Source organism: Alcaligenes faecalis (assembly GCF_005311025.1).
GTDB classification, from domain to species: domain Bacteria; phylum Pseudomonadota; class Gammaproteobacteria; order Burkholderiales; family Burkholderiaceae_B; genus Alcaligenes; species Alcaligenes phenolicus.
Genome location: NZ_CP031747.1, coordinates 319967 through 343178 on the forward strand (window position 1 = coordinate 319967; position 23212 = coordinate 343178).

A 23212-nucleotide genomic window follows, 5' to 3' on the forward strand; every position below is an offset into this window, starting at 1 on the left:
AGTAAAAAAGCTCTAGCTAATCGTTTGGAAAGTCTTCAGACAGTGATTTCCTGATCGTTGAGATAGCATCCCGGATCTTCTGCCCACACATTGCCTGTGCTTTTTTCTGCCCGAGTGCGCGTATTGCCATTGCAGATATCCAGGTAGGCACAGCTAGCACAGCGTCCCTGTACAGGCCTGGGTCGTTGCCGCAGCCCTGTCAGCAAGGGATCTTGATGGTTGGACCAAATCTCCGAGAAAGGCCGTTGCAACACGTTTCCAAGGCTGTAATGCCACCACATGGTGTCGGGATGAACATTGCCACGGTTATCGATGTTCGCAATTCCTTGGCCGGAGGAATTGCCTCCCCATTGGCGCAACATAGTCAGAATTTTGGGAGCTTGGTCGGGGTAATGCCGTCGCACCCAGTGCAGAAAGAAAACACCGTCAGCATCGTTGTTGCCCGAGGTGAACTCTTTGGGTTTGCCGGCTTTTTGATAGGTCATGCAGGTTGTGAAAAGCTGCTCCATAGCCTGCCGGGTGACGGCGTGGTGACTGGCCAGGGCGCGGTTGCCCAAACCCCGACCTGCATAGTTCAAATGAGAGAGATAAAAGCGGTCGATTTGTTCCTGCTCCATCACAGCCAGCAGGCCATTTAGATCAACTGCATTTTCTTGAGTCAGGGTAAAGCGCAGGCCTACTTTCAACTGTTTTTCACGGCATAGTCTCAAGCCGTGCAAGGAGGCCGCGTAGGCTCCGTCCTCTCCACGAATTCGGTCATGGCGGGCCTGCAAACCGTCCAGGGAGATGCCTACGTAGTCAAAGCCGCAGTCGGCAATCTGATCAATATTTTGCTCAGTTATCAAGGTGCCGTTGGACGATAGTCCTACGTACATGCCCAATGCTTTCGCGCGTCGGCCCAAGTCGTAAATATCTGGGCGCAGCAAGGGTTCGCCGCCGGACAGGATCAGGGCGCGTACACCGAATTGATGCAGGTCATCCATGACAGTGCAGACTTGTTCGTAGCTCAGCTCGCCAGGGAAGTCCTTGTTGGTAGAGGCAGAGTAGCAGTGGCTGCAATGCAGATTGCAACGACGTATCAGATTCCAGATCACCACAGGGGCCTTGCTGACGCGTGTCGGCGCAACAGGAGAGTGCAGGGCAGCAACAAAACGGGATATCCGGAACATGCTCAAGGCCTCCGTAGACGCAGGCCGGTCTTTTTAAGAATGGCCGTGGAAAACAAAATATCGTGATCGTGCAGGACGCCAGGAAAGCGCTGCGATATTTGCAGGCTGATGCTCTGTGCCTGGGCACGTACCGTGTCATGGTCCTTGCCATGCAGCATGGCGAACAGGTTGTACGGCCACTGGGGTAGACAACGCGGACGACGATAGCAGTGGCTGACTCCGGCTTGCGAGCCTAGCCATGTACCGACTAGGTCCAGCTTGTCGTCCGTGATATTCCAGACGCACATGCCATTGGCCACGTAGCCCAGAGCATAGTGATTGGGGATGGCTGCAATGCGCCGTATCAAGCCTTGGTCCAGCATGGTTTGAAACTGCTTCATGACATAAGCTTCGGATACGCCCAACTCTTGCGCCAGTTTTAGGTAGGGCTGTGGCTCTATCGCCAAACCCCGCTGCGAGGCATGGATCAGTGCGGTATAGGCAGGATTCAAATGCACCATATCAAAGTTCCAGTTTCAGGCTTAGGGCGTATTCCTGCTCTTTGGGAAAAGCAAAGACGGGTAGGCCGGTTTCAGCTTCGATTGTCTTCAGGCAGGATTCGATGTCTTGCGGTGTCGCCGTAGCCAGTACAAACCACATATTCAAGGCATGGGCGCGCCGGTAGTTGTGAGCGACTTCAGGATGGCGGTTGACGGCTATGACGGTACTGTCCCAGCGTTTTTCCGGTACGGCCATAGCGACCAGGCAATAAGCACCGCCTAAAGCCTCGATCTGAAAGAGGGGCCCAAAGCGGGTCAATATCCCGGATTGGCGCAAGTGCTGGACACGAGCAATCAAGGCAGACTCGCTCAAGGCAAAATCAGGTGCCAACTGTGCAAAGGGGCGGGAGCAGATGGGGAAACCATCTTGCAGGCGATTCAGAATGTGGCGATCGGTGTTGTCCAGTTCAACCGGCGCATGCAATGGTGGGGTGTGATGATCAGTCATGATGAGACGGGCTAAGTAGTGCGCCTCGTTGTTTGAAGCAGCGAGTGGAGAACAACACTTCCTGCGGGAGCTGACCCAAGTCAAAACGATTATTCAACTCCGCATGGTGTGTCAGTACGTCCTGACGGTTTTTGCCATGAATCATGCAAAACAGATTGTGATTCCAATGTGGCGGGCAGGGCTGCCGCTGATAGCACAGCGTGATGCCGTCTTGCCTGGCCAGCTCCTCGCCTAGGGCATCAATGCGATGCTTGTCTACCGTCCAGACACACATGGCATTGGCTTGGTAGCCCAGTTTTCGATGGCGCAGGACCACGCCAAATCGCCGGAATATGCCTTGTTCCAGAAAGCCGCGTAGCTGTTGCAGCACTTGTTTCTCGCTGATCTGTACTTGCTCTGCCCAAGGCTTGAAGGGGTCGGCTTGAATCTTCAAACCTTGCAAAGAACACTCCAGCAGTTTGCGTTCAGTACTGCCTAATGCGGGCAGCCCCTTGCTGGGCGACAAGGGGCTGGTGCTCTTGGTATGTGGGACAAGGCTAAACCCCAGGTCAATGTGATAGGCCCGGATCATGGGCAAGGACAAGGGCAACAAGCCAGTATGTTCAGCGATGTGCTCCAAGGCTGCCTGCCGTTCTTGTTCATTCGCACAGGTCAGCACAAACCAGAGATTAATGGTGTGTTCGCGCTCGTAGTTGTGGTTCACGGCGGGCAGGGCACTGATCCAGTCTGCAACCGTGTTCAGATCCTTGGCGGGCACATGCATGCCCACCAAAGTGCTGCTCATACAGGCAGGGTTCAGTACTGGCCCGATACGGCTGATGATGCCTTGGTCTTGCCAGCGTTGCAGGTAGTCCATCACGGCTTGTTCGCTAAGCCCCAAAAGCAGTCCCAGCTTGCGGAATGGTCGGGGTTCCAAGGGGAAGCCATGTTGCCAGGCGTTCAATAGTTGAAAGGCAGAAGGGGAAAGATCAGAAACCAATGCGACCACTCCGATGCGTAAAAAACACTCCACTCGGGTGCTGAATATCCAGGCTGTCCAGACGCTTGAAATTGTGGGTGTCGTACACACTGACCTTGTTGTCGTCTCGCGCTGAAATCCAGACAGCCTCACCCCTAGGGGTGAATTCCATGTGGAGAACGGCTTTGCCTACGTCCAAGGTTTGAACCACTTCCAGGGTGGCGACATCAATTACCTGTACCTTGTCGTTGTCTGGAAAAGCGAAGTTCACCCAGACCTGACGGCCATCGGGCTGAGCCATGACAAAAACGGGTTGTCCATGAACCGGAATGCGAGTTTTCTCTTGCCAGTTCACGGTGCTGGCGACCAGAACCTCATGGCGTCCAATGGCCGGTAAAAACAAGTCCTGGCCAGCCAAGGACCAGCCCCGTAGATGCGGCATTTTGTAGACGGGCAGGGCGGTCTCTCCCCGGCCATAGCCTTGCAAGATTTTTTGGACTCCATTTTCAGGATTCCACAAATCCAGCATGGCCAGGGCATCCTCGCCAAACAGTCCGGCAATGTAGTACCTCCCATCTGGGGTGACCATGGCATCGTAGGGCTGACGACCCGCTGCAAAACGCCGTGTTGTGGGGCGTGAGGGGTCGGATAAATCGGTTAGCCAGATTTCGCCTGCCTCGAACAAGGAGTAGGCGAATTGCTGATTGGGTAAGTCAGCCAGACCAACCACTTTGGCGCGTTTGTTGGGGGCGTAGTAAGACGGAACTTCACTGATCAGGGCCAGGGTGTCCGCATCAAAAACCTTGATGCCACCCGGTTCGTAGTTTTGCACCACAATCAGCTTGCCATCCTGGGAGATGGCGCCACCTATGGCATTGCCGGACTGAATGATGCGATGGACTAGAACTTGTTGAAGCAGGTCCACTTTGCTCAGGCCACCGTCCCGCCCAAAGACATAGCCATAACGCCCGTCACGTGAGTAGGTGATATGGGCGTGGGACAGATCACCCAAACCTTCAATTCGCGCCAAGCGGCTACGATGACTGGTTTCAACGACAGCCACACTGCCTGTCACACGCTCTACAACCAGCCCCAGGTCATTCGTGCCGCGTAGTGGGTTGGCACAGCCGCTTAAAGCGACAAGCAGGCCTAAAGTCATCAGTGCTTTCATGGTGCTGCATCCGATTCATGGAGAAGAAAATGAGCCAGCCAGAGACTTTCTGCTGGCTGCAAGAAGCGGTTCCAGGCAGGCATGGCTGTTCCGGGACGCCCCTGCATGATCGTCAGGGCGATCTGCTGTGCGCTTTGGTCTCGCAAGGCGTTAGCTGTTAAAGCAGGCCCCAAGCCTCCTTTCAGGAGCAAGCCATGACATGAGCCGCATTCTTGATGAAGCAGCGTTCGTAAAGAGGCTTGCCGCTCCGGTGTCAAAGCGGTTTCATCAGCAGCGGCTTGTTGTGGCCAAAGAAGGGAGAGCAGCACAGCTAGCCACATGTTGGCCAGAAACTGCCTGCCACTGGGCTTCAAAGGGAAGTGCAAACCTTTCACATCACGGCCCAGGAGGGTTCGCAGGCGAGGGCATTTTGCGTGTTTGAGGCGGGTTGCGGGTAATCCGGATGCAACTGCACCACCTGGCCGATAATCAACAAGGCTGGGGGACTGAAGGTTTGCGCAAGCTGTGGAAGTGTTTGCAAAGTACCTAAGCCCCAGCGCTGGCTTTTAAGCGTGGCATCTTGTGCCAAGGCGATAGGCGTATGCGGGCTGCGCCCATGTTGAATCAAGGCCTGGGCAATATGGCTGCAATTGGCCATGGCCATGTAGAACACCAGCGTACAGGTGGGATCAGACAAGGAGGCCCAGTTCAATTCCAGTCCTTGGTTGTCGCGCAGGTGCCCGGTGATAAAGCGCACACTGCTGGCCAGCCCGCGATGGGTCAAGGGAATGCCTAGAGAAGCTGCACAGCCTGTAGCCGCTGTAATCCCGGGCACGACTTCAACCTGGACTCCATGTTGTTGCAGATACAGCTGCTCTTCGCCTCCACGGCCAAAAATAAAGGGATCACCGCCTTTCAAGCGGACAACGTGTTGATGGGTTCGGCTCAGCGACAAGAGCGTGTTGTTGATATCGTCCTGCATGCTGGGCTTGCACGCGGCAACTTTACCGACGTCATGCAAGGTGGCCTCAGGATTGATGCAGCTCATGATGGCGCGGCTGACCAGACGGTCATAGACCACCGCATCTGCATGTTGCAGCAGGTATAAAGCGCGTAGTGTGAGAAGTTCAGGGTCGCCAGGTCCCGCCCCAACCAAATAAACCTTGCCGTGCATCGCTGCGCTCCTTGACGGTAGCAAGTACCGAAAGACAGTCAAACAATGCAGAAAATTGTAGGAGGGCAGGCCGCTTCGATATGGGCATGGTTGGTGTTCAGGAGAGGGGTGCAGAAAGGAAGCTTCTGGCTCTCAGACAAGAAGGTAGGGTGGGGCTAAGTGCGAGGCATATAAGGAAATTTATGCGAGCGACGGCCCGCAGAGTCGCTGATGGACGTGCGTAAGTGCTTGAAGAAATGTTCAAAAACGCAGTATCAGCCAGCTAATTTTTTGGGGTTTCAAAGCCCAAATAACATATTTGAGGCAGCCTGTTAAGTTTCTCGATGCAAAATAGGGAAAGTCCTGCAACTTGTATCAACAGTGAGCAATGATGCGGGTTACAGGGGTTTTTTTGCTTGACACGGGTATTAAACGAAGGCTTAATACGCGGTAGCCAACCGGGGCACTTGTGCGCCCGGTAGCGATGACAGACGGTAGTGCTTGCTTGCCCTGTCGTTTGTCACTATTAAGTCTGACCGCCACAAACTGGTTCCCGCTGGGGGCCCGTAAAATAATTTTCAGGGGTATTTTCTCAATGAATAAAACCGAGCTTATCGAATTCATTTCCACCAAAGCCGATCTGTCCAAAGCTGACGCTGGTCGTGCACTGGATGCGTTTATCGATGCCGTGACCACCACGCTGAAAGAAAAAGATACGGTTACTCTGGTTGGTTTTGGCACCTTCGCTGTGTCGGAACGCGCTGCCCGTTCGGGTCGTAACCCACGTACCGGTGAAACCATCGAGATCGAAGGCGCAAACGTGCCCAAGTTCCGTCCGGGTAAGGCTCTGAAAGACGCTGTGAATTAATTTTTAAATTAATTTACGCAAAAGACTTGCAAAAAGAATTCTTTGGTCCTATAATTCTTTTTCTTCACAAGAAGAACGGCATCACAGAAATGGGTGCTTAGCTCAGCTGGTAGAGCGGCGCCCTTACAAGGCGTAGGTCGGGGGTTCGAACCCCTCAGCACCCACCATTTCTTTTGCTAGTCGAATCAAGCACTTAGGTAAAACTAAGTGCTTTTTTTGTGTCTGTTTGGTTTGTGTTTCAGGTCAATCCATACTAACGCTGCTCTATCAGGTTCGGGCCCTTGTGCTGCGATATAAGCATACTGAAACCATGTAAGCATTGGTAAGTCGCTTGCCGGAACGGCGTAGCCACGTAATCCCTGCTCGTGAGGCGCTGCAAGCGTCCATCAGATGAGGCAGGCGAACCAGCGTGGAACTTGGCGTGTTGACCTTAAGGTGCAGAGGCGGTTGCTGCATGAATGTCAGTGAGCAGCAGCTTAGTTTGTAACGGTGCTATCTATATATGCGGATAGCGTCCATAGTGTGTCCAGGGACATTTTTCCCCTGATTAATTAGGACATACATTGAAAACAGAAATTGGTATTGTGAAGTGGTTCAATAACGAAAAAGGCTTCGGCTTCATCATGCCGGAGAGTGGCGGTAAAGACCTCTTCGCGCACCACAGTGAAATTCAGGGTTCTGGGTTTAAATCTCTGGAGGAGAACCAACGCGTTTCCTTCGTTGCTGGCGTTGGTCAAAAAGGCCCTTGCGCTACCCAGATCCAAATCGTTTGACCCCCTGCTTGCCTGTCTAGGCAAGTGTAGCGTCGGTCGATAAAGCCGAACCCTTTGAAATATTGGGTTCGGCTTTTTCATTTATGTATCCCCTCCAGGTGGACATATTGTGCTTCTGTCCACTGCTCGCATGTATGGTATGAAGGTGCCCTAGGGAAATACCTAGCTGCATAGGAAATTGCATGTAATAACATATGAATGCCTAAGTAGTTTAGGCTTCAATAATAAGGAGAGGGGAAATGAGAATGCTGATAAAGACGTTGTGCGTCGGTCTTTTGCTGGGGGCCGCGTCGGTAAGTCAGGCTGGCAGTATGAAGGTGACTCTATTGGGAACGGGTACACCTGCGCCCTATGCAGATCGAGCAGGCCCGGCAACGTTGGTGCAGGCGGGCGAAGAAACCCTATTGTTTGATACGGGTCGCGGGGTGGCGACGCGGCTGTTTCAGAAAGGCGTTGCGCCCAATTCCATTACTGCACATTTCTTCACGCACTTGCACTCGGATCACACCGTAGGTTTGCCGGACTTATGGCTGACGGGCTGGTTTGGCCGACCCTGGCCAGGCCGGACATTGCCTTTGCAGATCTATGGCCCCAAGGGAAGCAAGACCATGACGGATTACCTGCCCAAAGCCTATGACGAAGATATTCGTATCCGTGTTGAGGATCAGGGTCTGCCGATGGAGGGTGTGACCTTTGTGACCCAGGAGTTTGAAAAGGGCGGGGTGGTCTACAGCAAGAATGGGGTGACCGTGACGGCGGTGGAGGTTGATCACGGTGGTGAGCTAATTCCCGCTTTCGGCTTTATTGTGGAGTACGACGACAAGAAGGTAGCGATCTCCGGGGATGCGATGTATGACAAGCGCTTGATTGCTGCTGCCGCCAATGCAGATGTGTTTGTACATTCCGTGGCCTTGATTGATCCGGCCTTTTTGAAAGTCCGTCCCATCTTGAATGAAACGCTCAAGCATTTTGCGACGCCGGAGCAGGTTGGGCAGGTCTTTTCAGAGAGCAAGCCAAGGCTGGGAGTCTATACGCACATCGTGTTTTATTCGCCTGAGGGTGGTGCCACTATCCCCGAGCAAGTCCTGCTGGAGCGTACACGCACTACTTATCAAGGTCCGGTTGTGGCTGGTCGTGACTTGATGGAGTTTACGGTTGAAGACAAGGCGGTCCTTGTCTATGACGAGGCGGGCAAGGAACTGATGCAGGTGCCACGCCGATAATCTTGATTCGAGCGTTCCGCGTGAGAAGCTGAAATACGGGGAGTGGCGACACAGGCTTATTCCTGCAATTTGTCATGCCTCTCCCGTTTGAACTGCTGCCAGGCAAAGGCAAAGCACAGGCAAGGCAGCGATAATAGCAACAGCGGCCCCGTCTTGAGCGTAGTGGCTATTCAGGTAACACTACACCTTGTCGATATGCGGTCCTCGGGTCTTCATGAGCAAACTACTCTCTTGCCTGTCTCCTCTTGCCACTTTGATTCTGGCATGGCTGGCCTTTATGTTTCTTTTGTTTTTCCCGCCGCTATGGATCTTGTGGCCTGTGCTGGTCGTGTGCCTGGGCTGGATCAATTACAGAGGGATACGTTACGCATTGGGCAATAGTGACAAGTCCAAGCCTTGGCACCTTTGGTTCAATGTAGGCGAGTGCCTGTTGGCGGCGATTGTCCTGACTTTACTGGTCCGTGACCTTGACGTCCCAGCGACCTGATTTTTCCCCTTGTTGTACGAGAAACGTGTTTATGTATTCGGACCCTTGGCTTGATCGCTGGTTACCCTTGATCGCTCAACGTGAAATTTCTTCGCCGGTACTGGAGATAGGCTGTGGTTTTGGTGACGATACGTTGACCTTGACCCAGGCAGGATTGAAGGTGATGGCTTTTGACCTCTCATCCGAATGTGTGGCAATCGCGCAGCAGCGCGCTCCCGAGGCTTTGATTGAGTGCAGGGATACGCGAGGTCCCTGGCCGGAGGCGGCGAATAATCTTGAGCTGGTCCTAGCCAGCTTGTCCCTGCATTATTTTCCATGGGATGAAACCCAGGCCATTGTGCGCAGAATCTGGAATAGCTTGCGGCCTGGTGCCTTGTTTTTATGTCGTCTGAACTCCACCGAGGATGTGAATTTCGGTGCCGGGCAGGGCGAGTTGATTGAAGCCAACTTCTATCGTGACCAAGGCAATTGCAAACGTTTCTTTGATCAGGCCAGCGTAGCGCAGTTATTTGGGGCCGAATGGCGCCGGATTTCTGTCCAGCACATGACGTCGCACAAATATATAAAGCAAAAAGCGATGTGGGAGCTGGTGTTGGAAAAAGGGCAGTTGCCAGGCTGATTCCCGTACTCTGAGCATCCTGGATCTGGCAGCCGTTTCGGTCCCCTCCATCTCCCCGCTATATCTAACCAAAGAATCGGTATTTAGCCGGGTGTAACACCCTTGCTAGACTCGTTCTCATTGCTTGGAAATGGTTTCTAGGGGATGGGAAATGAAGCGGATTCAACAGAAGTGGAAGGGCGTTCGGGCAGGGGCTTTGCTGGCGTTGGTGCTGGCGGCGGCAACGGCTGTTGCAGCCGAGGTCAGCATTCTGAATGTTTCGTATGACCCAACGCGTGAACTGTACGCTGAATTCAACAAGGCTTTCCAGGCGCATTACAAAGAGCAAACGGGTGACAGTGTAGTCATCCGTAGTTCCCACGGTGGTTCCAGCAAGCAGGCCCGTACCGTGATTGATGGCGTGCCCGCTGATGTGGTGACGCTGGGTATTTCATCCGATATTGATCAGATCGCTCAGTCCGGTTTGCTGGACAAGGGCTGGCAGGCTCGCCTGCCGGACAACAGTACGCCTTACACCTCCACGATTGTCTTGCTGGTGCGCAAGGGTAATCCCAAGGGGATTCACGACTGGAGCGACTTGATTCGCTCTGATGTAAAGGTGGTTACGCCCAATCCTAAAACTTCGGCGGGGGCACGTTGGAACTATCTGGCGGCCTGGTTGTACGCCTTGAAGCAAGGCAATGGGGATGAAGCGCAGGCCCGTGACTTTGTGGCCAAGCTGTATCGCAACGTCAGCGTGCTGGATTCCGGTGCGCGTGGATCGACCACAACCTTTGTGGAGCGGGGCATTGGCGATGTATTGATTGCTTGGGAGAACGAGGCGCTCTTGTCCGTCAAGGATCTGGGGCCCGATCGCTTCGATATTGTGGTGCCTTCCAGCAGCATTCTGGCCGAGCCGCCCGTGGCGCTGGTAGATGCCAATGCCGCCAAGCATGGCACGGAAAAAGTGGCTCAGGCCTATCTGGAATATCTGTATAGCCCGGAAGGTCAGGAAATTGCCGCCCGTCATTTTTACCGTCCTCGCCTGGAGTCGGTGGCCGCCAAGTACCGCGATCAGTTCCCGGCGTTGAAACTGTACAAGGTTGACGATGAGCTGGGCGGTTGGACTCAGGTTCAGGCCAAGCACTTTGCGGATGGTGGCGTGTTCGACAGCATCTACTTGAGCAAGTAACCCCACTATCACCGAGGACCGTTCGATGTCACAGGCTCGTCTTTGGGGATTTCTGCCCGCTGCTCTCAAGCAGCGGGCTTTGCCAGGCTTTGGCTTGACCATGGGTTTGTCCATCAGCTATTTGAGCCTGATTGTTCTGATCCCCTTGTCTGCTGTTTTGCTCAAGACCACCTCCATGGGTTGGTCGGCCTTTTGGGAAACCGTCAGTGCTGCGCGCGTCTTGGCTTCCTTGAAATTAACCTTTGGGATGGCCGCTTTGGCGGCGTTGATCAATGGTGTATTTGGCTTGATTCTGGCCTGGGTTTTGGTGCGTTACCGCTTTCCCGGTCGTCGCATTGTGGATGCCTTGATTGATCTGCCCTTTGCCTTGCCAACGTCGGTGGCCGGCATTTCCTTGGCGGCGATTTATGCGCCCACGGGCTGGATCGGTTCCTGGGCTGAACCTTATGTTGGGCAGATTGCCTTTACCCCTTGGGGTGTGCTGATCGCCCTGGTTTTTATTGGACTGCCCTTTGTTGTGCGTACCGTGCAGCCGGTTCTGGAAGAGCTGGAACAGGAGCAGGAGGAGGTCAGTGCTTGCCTGGGGGCCGATCGCTTCCAGACGGTCACCAAGGTGATTCTCCCCGCTATCTTGCCCGCCTGCTTGACGGGCGTAGCGCTGGCTTTTGCCCGTGCGGTGGGTGAGTACGGTTCCGTGATTTTCATTGCCGGTAATGTCCCTATGGTTTCGGAAATTACACCCTTGCTGATCGTGATCAAGCTGGAGCAGTTTGACTATGCCGGAGCCTCGGCGCTGGCCGTTTTGATGATGGTGCTGTCCTTCATTATCTTGCTGGCGATCAATCGCTTGCAGTGGTACTTGCAGTCGCGTCATTCGGGCCAAGCTAGTGGCAAGGCAGCCAAGGTGGCAGCGCCTTTGACTTTGGAGGGCGCACGATGAGCAGCCTGACGATGGATTCCTCTGTGCAGGCGGTGCCGGTACATACTGCGCGCTTGCGGGCGGCGCAGGATGAAGGTCCGGCCGTCAAAGCCCTATTGATTGGCATTGCCTTGCTGTTCTTTGTGCTGTTCTTGCTCCTGCCTTTGATCCTGGTCTTCATGACGGCTTTTAGCCGGGGCATCATGCCGTATCTGTCCGCCTTGAGCGAGAGTGATACCTTGCATGCCGCCAGCCTGACAGTTCTGGTTGCCGTGATTGCTGTGCCTTTGAATATCGCGTTTGGTCTGGCCGCCTCCTGGGCGATTGCGCGTTTTGAGTTTCGTGGAAAAAGCATTCTGACGACGCTGATCGACCTGCCGTTCTCGGTATCACCTGTCATTGCCGGTTTGATGTTTTTACTGATTTTTGGTCGCCAAGGCCCATTTTGGGATTGGCTGGACGCTAATAACATTCGTATCGTATTTGCCTTGCCCGGTTTGGTTTTGGCGACTTTGTTTGTCACTTTCCCCTTTGTGGCGCGTGAGCTGATTCCGCTGATGCAAATGCAGGGCAGCGAGGAAGAGCAGGCTGCGCGGGTGCTGGGGGCAAATGGCAGGCAGATGTTCTGGCGGGTGACTCTGCCCAAGATCAAGTGGGGCCTGCTGTATGGCGTGATTCTGTGCAATGCCCGTGCCATGGGCGAATTTGGGGCGGTGTCGGTGCTCTCGGGCCATATACGAGGCCAGACCAACACCTTGCCTTTGCATGTAGAGATTGAGTACAACGACTATCACACGGTGGGCGCTTTTGCGGCGGCTTCGGTGCTGGCGGTCTTGGCTTTACTGACGTTGGCGCTTAAATTGTGGGCCGAGCGCAAAATGGTTCAAGACGGTCATCGTGGATGATCGCATTCGGAGTTCATTATGAGTATCGAAGTTCGTCATCTATCTAAACAGTTTGGTGCGTTTACGGCACTGGGTGATGTGACATTGGATTTCCCAGCGGGCGAGCTGGTGGCTTTGCTGGGGCCGTCGGGCTGCGGCAAGACGACCTTGCTGCGTATCGTGGCTGGCCTGGAACATGCGGATGCGGGTCAGGTGCTGATCAACGGCAAGGATGTGGCTGCTGTGGGCACGCGTGATCGCCAGGTGGGTTTTGTGTTCCAGCACTATGCCTTGTTCCGCCATATGACGGTGTTTGAAAACGTCGCCTTTGGTCTGCGCATCAAGCCACGCAAGCAGCGCTTGCCCGAAGCCCAGATTCGTCAGCGTGTGCACGAGCTGTTGGAGCTGGTGCAGCTGGATTGGCTGGCCGATCGCTACCCGGCGGCCTTGTCGGGTGGCCAGCGGCAGCGTATTGCTCTGGCACGTGCCTTGGCGGTGGAACCGGGTGTCTTGCTGTTGGACGAGCCTTTTGGTGCCTTGGATGCCAAGGTGCGCAAGGAACTGCGTTCCTGGCTGCGTCGTCTGCATGATGACCTCCATATCAGTACCTTGTTTGTGACGCACGACCAGGAAGAGGCCATTGAAGTGGCTGATCGTATTGTGGTGCTCAATAAAGGCCGGGTTGAGCAGGAAGGCGCCCCGCAGGATGTCTATAACCACCCTGCCAGTCCTTTTGTGTATGAGTTCCTGGGGGCGGCGAATCGCTTGCCGGGTCAGTTCCAGCACGGACGCTTTGTGGCTGATCCTCAGTTGGGACAATTCGAGTCCAATCAGGCCTTGAATGCTCAGGATGCGGGTCAGGGGGAAGCAGTAGGCTATGTGCGCCCGCATGACCTGGATTTACAGCGTCAATTGGATGGCCAGGGCATCGTCGTGGCCGTGCAGCGCATTATTCCCTTGGGGGCGACAGTACGGGTTGAACTGGCCTTGAACGAGGGCGAGCGTGCTTGGGAAGCCGAGTTCGATCATCAGCGTTGGTCGCAGCTGGGCTTGCGGCCGGGTGAGCGGGCTTTGGCCTTGCCACGCAAGTTCAGCGCTTTCCCTATCGAGTCTCAAACCGAAGCGCGATTGTCCTGATTTTTTGCAAATTATTCGCAACAGGCTGACCCTAGGTCAGCCTGTCTGCGTTAGTATCTGGAGGTTTTTTGCAGGGCGGATTGGAGCAGGAAATATTACAGGAATTTAGTATTGAGAATCATTCCTGTTTCTGTTAAGATTCGATACTTCACTGGGCATCCTGTCCGGTCCCGTCATGGTCCATGCGGGTTGCAGAATGTGTAGAACGGATTATGACCGGAATTGCTTCTCAAAAGAATAATCGCTCGATGCTGGCCTTGAAGGCAACTGGTTTGGCATTGGCACTGGGATTGCACGTGGGTGTCGTGGCTACCATCTTGTGGACGGAAACCCCCAAGATTGTGGGTGAACCCGCCCCCATGGATGTTGTTGGGGTGACTTTGGTGGAAGTGTCGGAGTCCCCGGTTCAGCAAGAGCAGGTCAGTGCCCCTCCTGAAGAGGTGGTGGCCGAGCCGGAACCTGAGCCCGAACCCGAGGTGGAACCGGACCCCGAGCCTGAGCCAGAACCGGTTGTTGAGCCGGAACCCGAGCCAGAGCCTATCGTGGAAAAACCTCCGATTCCCGAGCCGCCCAAGCCCAAACCAAAACCCAAGCCGAAACCCAAGCCCAAGCCACAGCCCAAGCCCGAGGTCCCACCGGCAGAAACACCGCAGCCTGCTCAACCAGCCGCTCCTGCCGCTCAAGCAGGTCCAGCTACGGACAATACGTCCTCCCAAACTGCCGCCCGTTCTACGGATGGTGATCGGCCCAAGCTGATTGGTCGTGTAGATTATTTGGGACGTCGTCCTGTGCCGGTGTACCCCCGGGCTTCCGAGCGCCGTCGTGAGCAGGGCCGCGTGGTGGTTCGTGTAGTGATTTCAACCCAAGGAACCGTGCTGGAAGCCAAAGTGCAAAGCTCCTCAGGCTATGAACGTCTGGATGAGTCGGCACTGAAAGCAGTACGCACAGCGCGTTTCAAACCGTATACGGAAAATGGTGTGGCCTATCGTGCCATGGCCGATATTCCTTTCGACTTTGTTTACTAGGATATATCAATGATGCAGGAACTATTTCAAAGCGTATGGGTAAGCCTGGCACAAGTTGCAGGGCCTGTTGCAGATCAGGCTGCCGCCAGTGTTGCTGCCGCTGAGGAAGCGACCGGGGTGCTGCACTTTATCCAGCAAAGTGATGTGGTCGGCAAGACCTTGTTCGTCATTCTGGCCTTGATGTCGGTTGCCAGTTGGTACCTGATCATCGTCAAGGGCGTGCTGTCCTTCCGCCTGAAGCGTCGCTCGCAAGGTTTCATGCGTGAATTCTGGTCCGCCAGTTCTCTGGAGCAAGTTGAAAATGAAATCGCCACCCACGGTGCCCGCGATCCCTTCAGTCACTTGGCCAGCCACGCTATTCACGCTCAAAAACACCATGTGAAATACGGCGCCATGCGTCTGGAAGAGAAAGGCTCCACCGATGCCTTTGTCTCGCGCATCATGCGTAAAGTCATGGATGAAGAAACCGCCAAGCTGGAAAACGGCCTGACGCTGCTGGCTTCGGTGGGTTCTACCGCTCCGTTTGTGGGTCTGTTCGGTACGGTTTGGGGTGTGTACCACGCACTGATCAATATCGGTCTGTCCGATGGCGTAACCCTGAACAAGATCGCCGGTCCTGTGGGTGAAGCCCTGGTGATGACCGGTCTGGGTCTGGCCGTGGCTATTCCTGCCGTGTTGGCTTACAACGCGTTTGTGCGTACCAACCGCGTTTACCTGTCCCAGCTGGACGCGTTTGCTCACGACCTGTTCACTTTCCTGACCACAGGCCAGCCTGTGCAAGATAACCAACCTGTTCTGCGTCGTGTCCCTAGCTCGGGCGGTGGTGCAGCATCGAGCTCGGCAGCGGCTGCCAAGCGGGAGCACTAATCATGGCTTTTGGCAGCTTTGATAATCGCAACTCGGGCTCCGCGCTGTCCGAAATCAATATGGTGCCGCTGATCGACGTCATGCTGGTGTTGCTGGTGATCTTTCTGATCACTGCTCCGCTGCTGTCGCACTCCATCAAGATTCAGCTGCCCCAGGCGACGTCTGAACCAGTCCAGCAAGATCCCAAGACGATTGATCTGGCGATTGACGCAGAAGGGCAGATCTTCGTGAACGAGCAGCCGGTGGCGCTGGAAGACCTGACCGCCACGCTGGCCCCTTATTCCAAGGATCAGCCTCAGCCTGAATTGCGTATCCGTGCCGATACCGATACTCGCTACGAAACCCTGGCCCAGGTCATGAGCCGTTCCAAGGCTTCCGGCCTGACCCGTCTGGGTTTCATCACCCGCCCAGGTCCGACGACCAAGGCAGCGGGTGACGAGGGCGAAGCCAAGGAAGGCGCCGTCGCCGACCAGAAGGCCGCCGAGCCTAAACCTGCTCTGTAATTCCAGGTTCTTCTTCGTGTTGTTTTTTCTGGCCCCTCGCTTTGCATCTGCAACGCGAGGGGCCAGTTTCGTAATAAAATCCCCCGAATGCGTGTACTAGTTATCGAAGACGACGCCATACTGGGCGCCGCACTGCAGGAATTTCTCAACGATCAGGGCTACGCTGTTGACTGGCTCCAGGAAGGCGAAAGTGCCTTGAAGGAGTTGGCCGCCCAGGTCTACGATCTTCTGCTCCTGGACTTGAACTTGCCCGGCATCAGTGGCCTGGATGTGCTGCGCCAATTGCGCCAGCAGGGCAACGCCATTCCCGTTCTGATTCTGACTGCGCGTGATGGTGTGGATGATCGCGTCGGCGGCCTGGATGCCGGTGCTGACGACTACCTGATCAAACCTTTTGACCTGTCCGAGCTGGCCGCCCGCGTGCGTGTTTTTGGCCGCCGCCGCAGTGGTCAGGTACAGCCCATTATTGATGTGGGTCCCTTGAGCTTTGATACCATTGGCCGCGAGCTGCGCTGTGCCGGTCAACGTGTGACCTTGTCGGTGCGCGAGCTGTCCGTACTGGAAATGTTGATGATGCGTGCGGGCCGCGTGGTCACCAAGCAGCAAATTATCAATTCCTTGTCTGCCTGGGATGCCGATTTCAGCGACAATGCGGTCGAAGTCTACGTGTATCGTTTGCGCAAGCGCCTGGAAGGCACCGGGGCTGTCATACAGACTGTGCGCGGCTTTGGCTATTTGCTCGATGTGGAGAGCGTGGCCGGAGCATAACGGCAGCCCGTGCCCGCTGCCTGAAACCTTAGGTCAACCATGCCCGATCAGCATCTTTCTCCAGCGGTAAAAACCTCCTTGTTGCGAGGCTGGCTGGAGCGCTTTCTTGCTCCCGGTTCTTTGGCCCGCAAACTGATGGGCCGTCTGTTTCCCCCGATTTCCATTCTGGTGGTGCTCGACTTGAGCGTTACCTGGATACTGACGCGCCGCATGAGCCTGGAAGACTGGCTGCTGCGCGATATTTTCTGGACCATGGCGCTCAGTCAGGTCTTGCTGGTCAGTCTGATTGCCTGGGTGCTGCTGTCGGGGATTCGCTCGCAGCTGGCGTCCATTGATGATTTGTCACAACAAATCCGCAACCGCTCCGATGACGACTTCGAGCGCCTGGATGCCAGCGCCTTGCCTGCTGAAATAGTGCCGCTGGTGGAGCACTTTAACGAATTGCTGGAACGTCAGCGTGATACGCTGCAGGCGCAAAAGCGTTTTATTGGTCACGCTGCGCATCAGTTGCGCACACCCTTGACGGGCTTGCAGTTGGAGTCCGAGCTGATGCTGGCAAGGCCTTTGCCAGAAGATATCCGCCAACGGGCCGAGCGCATCAAAAGTGTCTCGGACCGCATGATTCGTCTGGGCCAGCAGTTGTTGGTGCTGGCACGTACTGATGCGGACACCAATATTAAAGACAGCTTTGTGCGTCTGGACTTGTGTGAATGGGCGCGCGAGGAGGGCGGTGACTGGTTCTTGCAGGCGCGTCAGCATGGTGTGGAAATCCATTTGCTGGCACCTGAAAAGCCGGTCTGGATTGATGCTGCCCCCGTGCTCCTACGGGAGTTATTGTCCAATCTGATGGATAACGCCTTGCGCTACGGACAAGGAACAGATCGCATCGTCTTGCGGGTGGCCAGTAATCCACCCTCCTTGTCGGTGGAAGATCACGGGCCGGGCATTGAATCCAGCGAGCAGCAGCGGGTATTTGAAGCGTTTTATCGCTCCCCCGGCACACAAGCAGGAGGCTCCGGCTTGGGTTTGGCCATTGTGCAGGAAATTGCCCGTGCGCATGGCGCCTGGTGGAGCTTGATGAGCCGTCCTGATTTTCCAGGCACTCGCATCACCATTGTTTTTCCCGGTCCGCGTATTGGTGCGCGTCTGACCCGGCACGACACTTTGATTGGAAACTAAGCCTTGAACACAGCAACAGAAAACCCCAAAAAAGCGGCTCAGGCCGCCTTGCTAATGGGCGCTTTAGGCGTGGTGTATGGCGATATTGGAACCAGCCCGCTCTACACCATGAAAGTGGCCTTGAGCGCCTACGGACAGCCCGGTGCCGAACAGGTCTATGGAGTCTTGTCCTTGCTGTTCTGGCTGCTGACTCTGGTGGTCTCCATCAAGTACGTCACAGTGGTGTTGCGTCTGGACAATAAAGGTGAGGGAGGCACGCTGGCCCTGATGGAATTGGCGGCACGCGGCATTCAGGGACCACGTCGGCAGATTATTGTGGTGCTGGGGCTGATTGGTGCTGCCTTGTTTTATGGGGACAGCATCATTACCCCGGCCATCTCCGTGATGTCGGCGTTGGAAGGCATAGGGATGGTGTCTCACGTGCTGGACCCTTGGGTTGTACCTTTGGCCCTGGGCGTCTTGCTGGCCTTGTTTCTGATCCAGTCCCATGGCACGGGTACCATGGGTAAGTTGTTCGGCCCCATTATGTTGACCTGGTTTCTGGTGCTGGGTGGCTTGGGTCTATGGCGTGTTATTGAGCATCCCCAAGTTTTGATGGCCCTGGACCCACGGTGGGCCGTGGCTTTTATTGCTGAAGCTCCCTGGCAAACCTTTTTGCTTTTGGGGGCCTTGGTCCTGGCCTTGACGGGGGCCGAGGCCTTGTACGCCGATATGGGCCATTTTGGCCGTCCTTTAATTCGCAAAGCCTGGTTCATGATTGTCATGCCCTGCCTGGTCCTGTGTTATTTCGGCCAAGGGGCATTGTTGATTTCCGATCCGGCCGCCATTCGTAATCCGTTCTTCTTCCTGGCTCCCAACTGGGCCTTGGTGCCCATGGTGATGCTGGCAACGGTTGCAACGGTGATTGCCTCCCAGTCCGTGATATCCGGGGCGTTTTCTGTAACTCGCCAGGCGGTGCAGCTTGGCTTCTGGCCGCGTATGGTGATTCAACATACTTCGGCTAAAGAAGAAGGACAGATCTACTTGCCGCGTGTGAACTTGTTGCTATGCGTGGCGGTGATGATTCTGGTCCTGAGCTTTGGCTCCTCGGATCGCCTGGCCCATGCTTATGGCTTTGCAGTCACGGGTACCATGCTGATGACCAGTTTGCTGGCTCTGGTACTGCTGCCGCGCCGCGCTAGCGGAATCAAGCGCTGGGCCTGGCTGGGGCTCCTGGGTGTTTTCCTGATTCTGGACATATTGTTGTTCTCGGCCAATGCGCTCAAGATTCTGGAAGGCGGCTGGCTGCCATTGCTGGTGGGGGCTGTGCTGTTGGGCTTGATGCTGACCTGGCGCCAGGGACGAGCCGCTTTGCACGAACGTCTGCTGGAAAACAAGCAGCCGCTAAAAGAGTTTTTGCTGAGCCTGGAGGAGTACGCTCCCACCCGTGTACCAGGGACGGCGGTGTTCATGAGCACCATTCCCGACTCGGTCCCTCCGGCCTTATTGCATAACCTGAAACACAATAAAGTCCTGCATGAACAGGTCCTGTTCTTGACCGTAACCAGTGCCGGTGTGCCTTACGTTCCTTTTGGGGAGCGCTATAGCCTGCAACGTTTAAGCCGAGGCAGCTGGCAGGCGGTGGCTTCCTGGGGCTTCAAGCAAGAGCCCAATGTGCCGCAATTGCTGGAGCAGATTGCCCTGGAGCACCCGGAGCTGAATCTGGAGCCTATGCAGACATCCTACTTCCTGTCGCGTCAGACGGTGATGATTCAATCCCGTCAGCCCTGGTACTTGGGCTGGCGTCGTCGCTTGTTTGCATTCATGGCGCGTAATGCCAGCCGTAGCACGCGCTTTTTCAAGATCCCGCCTAATCGCGTGGTGGAGATGGGGATACAGGTGGAGTTGTAGGTGGAGACATTTGCAGCTGCAACTAGCTATTGCAGCCAGTAGAAACAAAGAATGGGCCTTTTCAAGGCCCATTCTTTTTATCTGGCTACCTATTATGAATAGCCGTGTTTTCTGCGTTTACTGAGCAGGCACCACAGTCGTGGTTTCGCGAAGGATACCGCCGCCTTCCACGCTACCGCGTACCGTTGTGTCCTGGCCGGTCATGGATTTCAGGCAGTCTTGCTGGCGGTCAGCGGGTAAGCGATGGCAGCGCGCTTGCCGGTTGGCATCCAGATTGTGATCGCGTTTGTCCAGTTTGTGATGGCGCTCGGCTTGCAGCGCGGCACCGGCTTCGCGACGGCAAGTGGTGCGCTGGTCTCCTTTGAATTGCTCACAGCGCTGGATGTCGTGTCGGTAGTCTTGGGACGGGGTTTGAGCCCAGGCAGCAGAGGACAGCAAACCCAGGCTGAGCAGGCCGGCACTCAGAATTCGGGATGGGCGTGTAAGTAGACTCATCGATCTCACTCCTTTACTTGCTAAGGGAATCACCGGCTTGGCGAGCACTGTTACGAGCAGGTATGAGTAGCAGGCCGCAAAGCCCCAAAAGCGACTGCGTATGGGGCAATTCCCGATACGCAGTAAACACTTACTAGTATAAGTGGAGCAGTTGCAAGTGAGGGTAATAAAACTTGTCTAAACCCTCACGGCTTGACTTAGGTCTTGTCGCCGGCTGGTGGTTGAGCCAAATCTTTGGGCAGAGGCGCTTTATGTGGCATGTCCAGATAGCCTGGCTCGTCCGGGCCATATTCGGCCAGACGTTGGCGATGCTCGCGTTTGATGGCAGCGCGCATCAGAAAGATGGCGGTGACCGGCGAGGTAATGATCAAGAGCATACTCAGGATGAGCGGATGCAGGATAGGGCGGCTCATCAGGTGGCTGGCGCTGATGGCGACGGCCAGCACCATGAAAAACGTACCCAGCGTGTTCCCCATGGTGGGGGCATGGATGCGTGAATAAAAGTGTTTGAAGCGCAGCAAGCCAGCCGAACCCACCAGGGCCACGATGCCGCTAAGAACCAGCAAAAGGGCAACCGGGACAGCCAGCCACCAAGGTAGTAAAGGCGTATTCATGGCTCGATCACCTCGGCACGCAGCAGGAATTTCGCCATGGCTGCCGAGCCTACAAAACCAAACAGGGCAATCAGCAAGGCGATATCAAAGTACAGGGTAGAGTCAAAACGGATGCCCAGGGCCAGCAAGGCCAGCATACCGTTGATGTACATGGTGTCCAGCGCCAGCACGCGGTCGGCGGCAGAGGGGCCTTTAAGCAGGCGGATGACGGCGCAGCCCATGCCCAGGACAAAGCAGCCCAGGGCAAACTGACAGGCCCAGTAAACAATGTCTATCATTGGAAAATCTCCAGTAGCGGTCCTTGGTAGCGCTTCTGAATAGTGTCTAACCAGACCTGTTCGTCTTGCAGATCCAGAATGTGCAAAGTCAGGACACGGGTCTCGTAATCGAAGCCGGACCAGACAGTACCTGGGGTGTAGGTAATGATGCACGCCAAGGCTGCCAGACCATGTGGGTCAGTCAGTTGCAACGGAATGGCCAGAAAGCCCGGACGAGGTGCTTTGCTGCCTTTCAGAACCAGATGGCCAACGGCAATATTGGACAGCACAATGTCCCAGGCCACTTGGCAAATCAGTTTCAAGGCCAGAAATGGGTGGCGGATGCTGGCCTTAACCGGACGAAATGGAATGGCTGCCAAGCTCAGGGCGATAGCCAGGAACAGGCCCAGCACCACGTAACCGGCCGAGAGCGAGTCGTTCAGCAGCAGCCACAGGCCAAGCAGCAGCAAGGGCAGGAAAAGATGTTTGGTATAGCGTCGCATCAGAATCACTCCGCTTGAACAGAACGTAGCGGGTTCTGCCGCAGGACGGACCCTATATAAATACGGGGTTCGTCCAGTTGCTGGGCTGTTTGTTCCAGGTAGGTGGTGATCGGGCCGGCATACCAGCTCAAGATCCCGCAAGCCACAATAATGCTGGCAATGGGAGCAGCTTCGATCAGCTTCAGGCGGGGAATCGTCAGGGAACTATTGCTCCAGAACAGACGAATGCCCACACGTACCATGGCGATCAAACCGGCTACGCCGGAAATCAGCACGGCAGCGGTCAGAATCCAGGCGTTTAGAGGTTCTGGCGATTGGCCCGAGGCTTTCAGCGCGGCTGTCAGCAAGGACAGCTTGGCCACAAAACCGGACAGCGGTGGCAGACCCACAATCAGCAAGGCGCAGGCAATAAAGGACATGCCCAGGAACACCATCACGCCAGGGATAGCCACACCTACCACGTCATCGCTATTGTCTTCGGACTCCGGGTCGTCCAGGTCAAAGACCTCCTGACTGACGGCCAGCAGGTCGGCACCAAAAGGTTTGGTACGGCTAACCAGTTCCAGCAGCAGGAAGAAAGCACCCAAGGCCAGAACGCTGCTGAGCATGTAGTACAGGGCAGGGCCGGTCAGGATGACGCCGGGCATGCCCAAGGCGGCCAGCAAGGTGCCGGAAGACACGATGATGCAATAACTGGCCAGTCGTTCGGGTTGCTGTGCGGCCATGACACCAATAGCGCCGAAGGCCAGCGTGGCGATCCCGGCGGGGAACATCCAGGCCACGCCAAAGGCGGCAGGTGCCCCCGTAGGCAGTAGCAAGGAGCCGATACGCAGCAGTGCGTAAATACCCACTTTGGTCATGATCGCAAACATGGCTGCGACCGGCGCACTGGCATTGCCATAGGCATTGGGCAGCCACAAGTTCAAGGGCCAGGCAGCGGCCTTGATCAGGAAGGCAATCCCCAGAATGGCCATGGCTGATTCAAATACCAGACGATCCGAATCCGGCATGGAGCCAGCACGCAGAGCCAGATCAGCCATGTTCAGGGTGCCGGTGACACCGTAGACCAAGGCGATGGCAATCAGCAGCAAGAAGGAGGAGATCAGGTTGACGGCAATGTAATGCAGGCCGGCACTGACGCGGGCCGCGCCCGAACCGTGCAGCATCAGACCATAGGATGCTGCCAACAGAACCTCAAAGAACACAAACAGGTTGAACAGGTCGCCGGTCAGGAACGCGCCGTTCAGGCCCATCAAGAGCAGCTGGAACAAGGAGTGGAAATGCACCCCCACGCGATCCCAGCGTGCTAGCGAATAGAACCAGCAGCAAAAGGCCAGCACATTGGTCAGCACCAGCAAGAAGGCGGCCAGCCGGTCCACGACCAGCACAATCCCGAAGGGAGCGGGCCAGTCACCGAGCAGGTACACACCGACGGACTGCGGCCAGATCGGATCCAGTGTGCCATCGGCCAGCAACAGCAGGTAGACCGCGCAGAACAGTTGAGCCAATAAGGAGCTGAAAGCGATCAGCAGCTTGTAGTGACGGCGCTTGTCGCGCAGCATCACCATCAGGGCCGCGGCCATCATGGGGATGGCAACGGGCAATACGGGCAA

At 55.6% G+C, this 23212-nt stretch carries 27 protein-coding genes and 1 tRNA gene; 16 read left to right on the forward strand and 12 right to left on the reverse strand.

Annotated features, from left to right (window positions below):
- Positions 1-35: 35 nt before the first annotated feature.
- From nirJ to cobA, 7 genes are read right to left on the reverse strand one after another with little or no spacing between them, the layout of a single operon-like run.
- A complete protein-coding gene (gene nirJ, locus D0C27_RS01495; protein WP_137430250.1) occupies positions 36-1169 on the reverse strand; it encodes a heme d1 biosynthesis radical SAM protein NirJ in 1134 nt (377 codons plus the stop codon).
- Between the two features lie 2 nt (positions 1170-1171).
- A complete protein-coding gene (locus D0C27_RS01500; protein WP_137430251.1) occupies positions 1172-1669 on the reverse strand; it encodes a siroheme decarboxylase subunit beta in 498 nt (165 codons plus the stop codon).
- A gap of 1 nt (position 1670) precedes the next feature.
- Positions 1671-2156, reverse strand: a complete 486-nt coding sequence (locus D0C27_RS01505; RefSeq protein ID WP_137430252.1) for an Lrp/AsnC family transcriptional regulator — start codon at positions 2154-2156, stop codon at positions 1671-1673.
- Positions 2149-3135, reverse strand: a complete 987-nt coding sequence (locus D0C27_RS01510) for a siroheme decarboxylase subunit beta (RefSeq protein WP_137430253.1) — start codon at positions 3133-3135, stop codon at positions 2149-2151. Before D0C27_RS01510 ends, D0C27_RS01505 begins: the two co-directional genes overlap by 8 nt.
- A complete protein-coding gene (locus tag D0C27_RS01515) occupies positions 3125-4285 on the reverse strand; it encodes a cytochrome D1 domain-containing protein (protein ID WP_137430254.1) in 1161 nt (386 codons plus the stop codon). The genes D0C27_RS01510 and D0C27_RS01515 overlap by 11 nt, the downstream gene beginning before the upstream one ends.
- A complete protein-coding gene (locus D0C27_RS01520; protein WP_238441784.1) occupies positions 4282-4605 on the reverse strand; it encodes a c-type cytochrome in 324 nt (107 codons plus the stop codon). The genes D0C27_RS01515 and D0C27_RS01520 overlap by 4 nt, the downstream gene beginning before the upstream one ends.
- A gap of 50 nt (positions 4606-4655) precedes the next feature.
- Positions 4656-5438 (reverse strand): uroporphyrinogen-III C-methyltransferase, encoded by a 783-nt coding sequence (cobA, locus tag D0C27_RS01525; protein WP_137430256.1) that lies wholly within the window; start codon positions 5436-5438, stop codon positions 4656-4658.
- A 574-nt stretch (positions 5439-6012) separates the two neighbouring features.
- Between cobA and D0C27_RS01530 the strand changes: the two genes are divergently transcribed.
- The 16 genes from D0C27_RS01530 (at position 6013) to D0C27_RS01605 (ending at position 19730) form a co-directional block, all read left to right on the forward strand.
- The gene (locus D0C27_RS01530; protein WP_003799450.1) at positions 6013-6285 is read left to right on the forward strand and encodes an HU family DNA-binding protein; all 273 of its coding nucleotides are present in this window, start codon (positions 6013-6015) and stop codon (positions 6283-6285) included.
- A gap of 91 nt (positions 6286-6376) precedes the next feature.
- Positions 6377-6452 (forward strand) — tRNA-Val (locus D0C27_RS01535).
- Positions 6453-6848: 396 nt separating this feature from the next.
- The gene (locus D0C27_RS01540; RefSeq protein ID WP_009461560.1) at positions 6849-7058 is read left to right on the forward strand and encodes a cold-shock protein; all 210 of its coding nucleotides are present in this window, start codon (positions 6849-6851) and stop codon (positions 7056-7058) included.
- 311 nt (positions 7059-7369) lie between these two features.
- Positions 7370-8281 (forward strand): MBL fold metallo-hydrolase, encoded by a 912-nt coding sequence (locus D0C27_RS01545; protein WP_205717082.1) that lies wholly within the window; start codon positions 7370-7372, stop codon positions 8279-8281.
- A 214-nt stretch (positions 8282-8495) separates the two neighbouring features.
- A complete protein-coding gene (locus D0C27_RS01550; protein ID WP_083053408.1) occupies positions 8496-8768 on the forward strand; it encodes a hypothetical protein in 273 nt (90 codons plus the stop codon).
- A 31-nt stretch (positions 8769-8799) separates the two neighbouring features.
- Positions 8800-9387, forward strand: coding sequence for a class I SAM-dependent methyltransferase (locus tag D0C27_RS01555; RefSeq protein WP_137430258.1), 588 nt, complete (start codon positions 8800-8802; stop codon positions 9385-9387).
- 151 nt (positions 9388-9538) lie between these two features.
- On the forward strand, positions 9539-10558 hold the full coding sequence (locus D0C27_RS01560) for a sulfate ABC transporter substrate-binding protein (RefSeq protein WP_137430259.1): 1020 nt from the start codon (positions 9539-9541) through the stop codon (positions 10556-10558).
- A 25-nt stretch (positions 10559-10583) separates the two neighbouring features.
- Positions 10584-11498, forward strand: a complete 915-nt coding sequence (gene cysT, locus D0C27_RS01565; RefSeq protein ID WP_137430260.1) for a sulfate ABC transporter permease subunit CysT — start codon at positions 10584-10586, stop codon at positions 11496-11498.
- Complete coding sequence (gene cysW / locus D0C27_RS01570) at positions 11495-12382, forward strand: sulfate ABC transporter permease subunit CysW (RefSeq protein ID WP_009461726.1); 888 nt, start codon at positions 11495-11497, stop codon at positions 12380-12382. Before cysT ends, cysW begins: the two co-directional genes overlap by 4 nt.
- A gap of 18 nt (positions 12383-12400) precedes the next feature.
- Positions 12401-13498, forward strand: coding sequence for a sulfate/molybdate ABC transporter ATP-binding protein (locus D0C27_RS01575; protein WP_009461727.1), 1098 nt, complete (start codon positions 12401-12403; stop codon positions 13496-13498).
- Between the two features lie 221 nt (positions 13499-13719).
- Positions 13720-14523, forward strand: coding sequence for an energy transducer TonB (locus tag D0C27_RS01580; protein WP_031231965.1), 804 nt, complete (start codon positions 13720-13722; stop codon positions 14521-14523).
- Between the two features lie 9 nt (positions 14524-14532).
- Positions 14533-15390 carry a MotA/TolQ/ExbB proton channel family protein gene (locus D0C27_RS01585; RefSeq protein ID WP_009461741.1) on the forward strand — a complete coding sequence of 286 codons (858 nt, stop codon included), beginning with the start codon at positions 14533-14535 and terminating at the stop codon, positions 15388-15390.
- A 2-nt stretch (positions 15391-15392) separates the two neighbouring features.
- The gene (locus D0C27_RS01590) at positions 15393-15893 is read left to right on the forward strand and encodes an ExbD/TolR family protein (protein ID WP_137430261.1); all 501 of its coding nucleotides are present in this window, start codon (positions 15393-15395) and stop codon (positions 15891-15893) included.
- Positions 15894-15980: 87 nt separating this feature from the next.
- Positions 15981-16661, forward strand: a complete 681-nt coding sequence (locus D0C27_RS01595; RefSeq protein ID WP_009461744.1) for a response regulator — start codon at positions 15981-15983, stop codon at positions 16659-16661.
- Between the two features lie 39 nt (positions 16662-16700).
- The gene (locus D0C27_RS01600) at positions 16701-17840 is read left to right on the forward strand and encodes a sensor histidine kinase (protein ID WP_035272863.1); all 1140 of its coding nucleotides are present in this window, start codon (positions 16701-16703) and stop codon (positions 17838-17840) included.
- 54 nt (positions 17841-17894) lie between these two features.
- Complete coding sequence (locus D0C27_RS01605) at positions 17895-19730, forward strand: potassium transporter Kup (RefSeq protein ID WP_035272888.1); 1836 nt, start codon at positions 17895-17897, stop codon at positions 19728-19730.
- A gap of 117 nt (positions 19731-19847) precedes the next feature.
- Here D0C27_RS01605 and D0C27_RS01610 read toward each other — a convergent pair whose 3' ends face one another.
- The 5 genes from D0C27_RS01610 to D0C27_RS01630 form a co-directional block, all read right to left on the reverse strand.
- Positions 19848-20225: a hypothetical protein gene (locus tag D0C27_RS01610; protein ID WP_035272861.1), complete on the reverse strand. Its 378-nt coding sequence runs from the start codon at positions 20223-20225 to the stop codon at positions 19848-19850.
- Between the two features lie 197 nt (positions 20226-20422).
- Positions 20423-20839, reverse strand: coding sequence for a monovalent cation/H(+) antiporter subunit G (mnhG, locus tag D0C27_RS01615; RefSeq protein WP_137430262.1), 417 nt, complete (start codon positions 20837-20839; stop codon positions 20423-20425).
- Positions 20836-21117, reverse strand: coding sequence for a K+/H+ antiporter subunit F (locus D0C27_RS01620; RefSeq protein WP_009461751.1), 282 nt, complete (start codon positions 21115-21117; stop codon positions 20836-20838). Before D0C27_RS01620 ends, mnhG begins: the two co-directional genes overlap by 4 nt.
- Positions 21114-21599 carry a Na+/H+ antiporter subunit E gene (locus D0C27_RS01625; RefSeq protein ID WP_052159474.1) on the reverse strand — a complete coding sequence of 162 codons (486 nt, stop codon included), beginning with the start codon at positions 21597-21599 and terminating at the stop codon, positions 21114-21116. Before D0C27_RS01625 ends, D0C27_RS01620 begins: the two co-directional genes overlap by 4 nt.
- Positions 21600-21604: 5 nt before the next feature.
- Complete coding sequence (locus tag D0C27_RS01630; protein ID WP_235332520.1) at positions 21605-23185, reverse strand: monovalent cation/H+ antiporter subunit D; 1581 nt, start codon at positions 23183-23185, stop codon at positions 21605-21607.
- Between the last annotated feature and the right edge of the window lie 27 nt (positions 23186-23212).

Coding starts and splice junctions, on each gene's coding strand:
- D0C27_RS01595 (WP_009461744.1), top strand. CDS start 15,981: ATGCGTGTACTAGTTATCGAAGACGACGCCATACTGGGCGCCGCACTG.
- mnhG (WP_137430262.1), bottom strand. CDS start 20,839: ATGAATACGCCTTTACTACCTTGGTGGCTGGCTGTCCCGGTTGCCCTT.
- D0C27_RS01505 (WP_137430252.1), bottom strand. CDS start 2,156: ATGACTGATCATCACACCCCACCATTGCATGCGCCGGTTGAACTGGAC.
- cysW (WP_009461726.1), top strand. CDS start 11,495: ATGAGCAGCCTGACGATGGATTCCTCTGTGCAGGCGGTGCCGGTACAT.
- D0C27_RS01585 (WP_009461741.1), top strand. CDS start 14,533: ATGATGCAGGAACTATTTCAAAGCGTATGGGTAAGCCTGGCACAAGTT.
- cobA (WP_137430256.1), bottom strand. CDS start 5,438: ATGCACGGCAAGGTTTATTTGGTTGGGGCGGGACCTGGCGACCCTGAA.
- D0C27_RS01620 (WP_009461751.1), bottom strand. CDS start 21,117: ATGATAGACATTGTTTACTGGGCCTGTCAGTTTGCCCTGGGCTGCTTT.
- cysT (WP_137430260.1), top strand. CDS start 10,584: ATGTCACAGGCTCGTCTTTGGGGATTTCTGCCCGCTGCTCTCAAGCAG.
- D0C27_RS01610 (WP_035272861.1), bottom strand. CDS start 20,225: ATGAGTCTACTTACACGCCCATCCCGAATTCTGAGTGCCGGCCTGCTC.
- D0C27_RS01500 (WP_137430251.1), bottom strand. CDS start 1,669: ATGGTGCATTTGAATCCTGCCTATACCGCACTGATCCATGCCTCGCAG.
- D0C27_RS01520 (WP_238441784.1), bottom strand. CDS start 4,605: ATGTGGCTAGCTGTGCTGCTCTCCCTTCTTTGGCCACAACAAGCCGCT.
- D0C27_RS01545 (WP_205717082.1), top strand. CDS start 7,370: ATGAAGGTGACTCTATTGGGAACGGGTACACCTGCGCCCTATGCAGAT.
- D0C27_RS01550 (WP_083053408.1), top strand. CDS start 8,496: ATGAGCAAACTACTCTCTTGCCTGTCTCCTCTTGCCACTTTGATTCTG.
- D0C27_RS01600 (WP_035272863.1), top strand. CDS start 16,701: ATGCCCGATCAGCATCTTTCTCCAGCGGTAAAAACCTCCTTGTTGCGA.
- D0C27_RS01625 (WP_052159474.1), bottom strand. CDS start 21,599: ATGCGACGCTATACCAAACATCTTTTCCTGCCCTTGCTGCTGCTTGGC.
- D0C27_RS01560 (WP_137430259.1), top strand. CDS start 9,539: ATGAAGCGGATTCAACAGAAGTGGAAGGGCGTTCGGGCAGGGGCTTTG.
- D0C27_RS01605 (WP_035272888.1), top strand. CDS start 17,895: ATGGGCGCTTTAGGCGTGGTGTATGGCGATATTGGAACCAGCCCGCTC.
- nirJ (WP_137430250.1), bottom strand. CDS start 1,169: ATGTTCCGGATATCCCGTTTTGTTGCTGCCCTGCACTCTCCTGTTGCG.
- D0C27_RS01590 (WP_137430261.1), top strand. CDS start 15,393: ATGGCTTTTGGCAGCTTTGATAATCGCAACTCGGGCTCCGCGCTGTCC.
- D0C27_RS01515 (WP_137430254.1), bottom strand. CDS start 4,285: ATGAAAGCACTGATGACTTTAGGCCTGCTTGTCGCTTTAAGCGGCTGT.
- D0C27_RS01530 (WP_003799450.1), top strand. CDS start 6,013: ATGAATAAAACCGAGCTTATCGAATTCATTTCCACCAAAGCCGATCTG.
- D0C27_RS01630 (WP_235332520.1), bottom strand. CDS start 23,185: ATGATGGCCGCGGCCCTGATGGTGATGCTGCGCGACAAGCGCCGTCAC.
- D0C27_RS01555 (WP_137430258.1), top strand. CDS start 8,800: ATGTATTCGGACCCTTGGCTTGATCGCTGGTTACCCTTGATCGCTCAA.
- D0C27_RS01575 (WP_009461727.1), top strand. CDS start 12,401: ATGAGTATCGAAGTTCGTCATCTATCTAAACAGTTTGGTGCGTTTACG.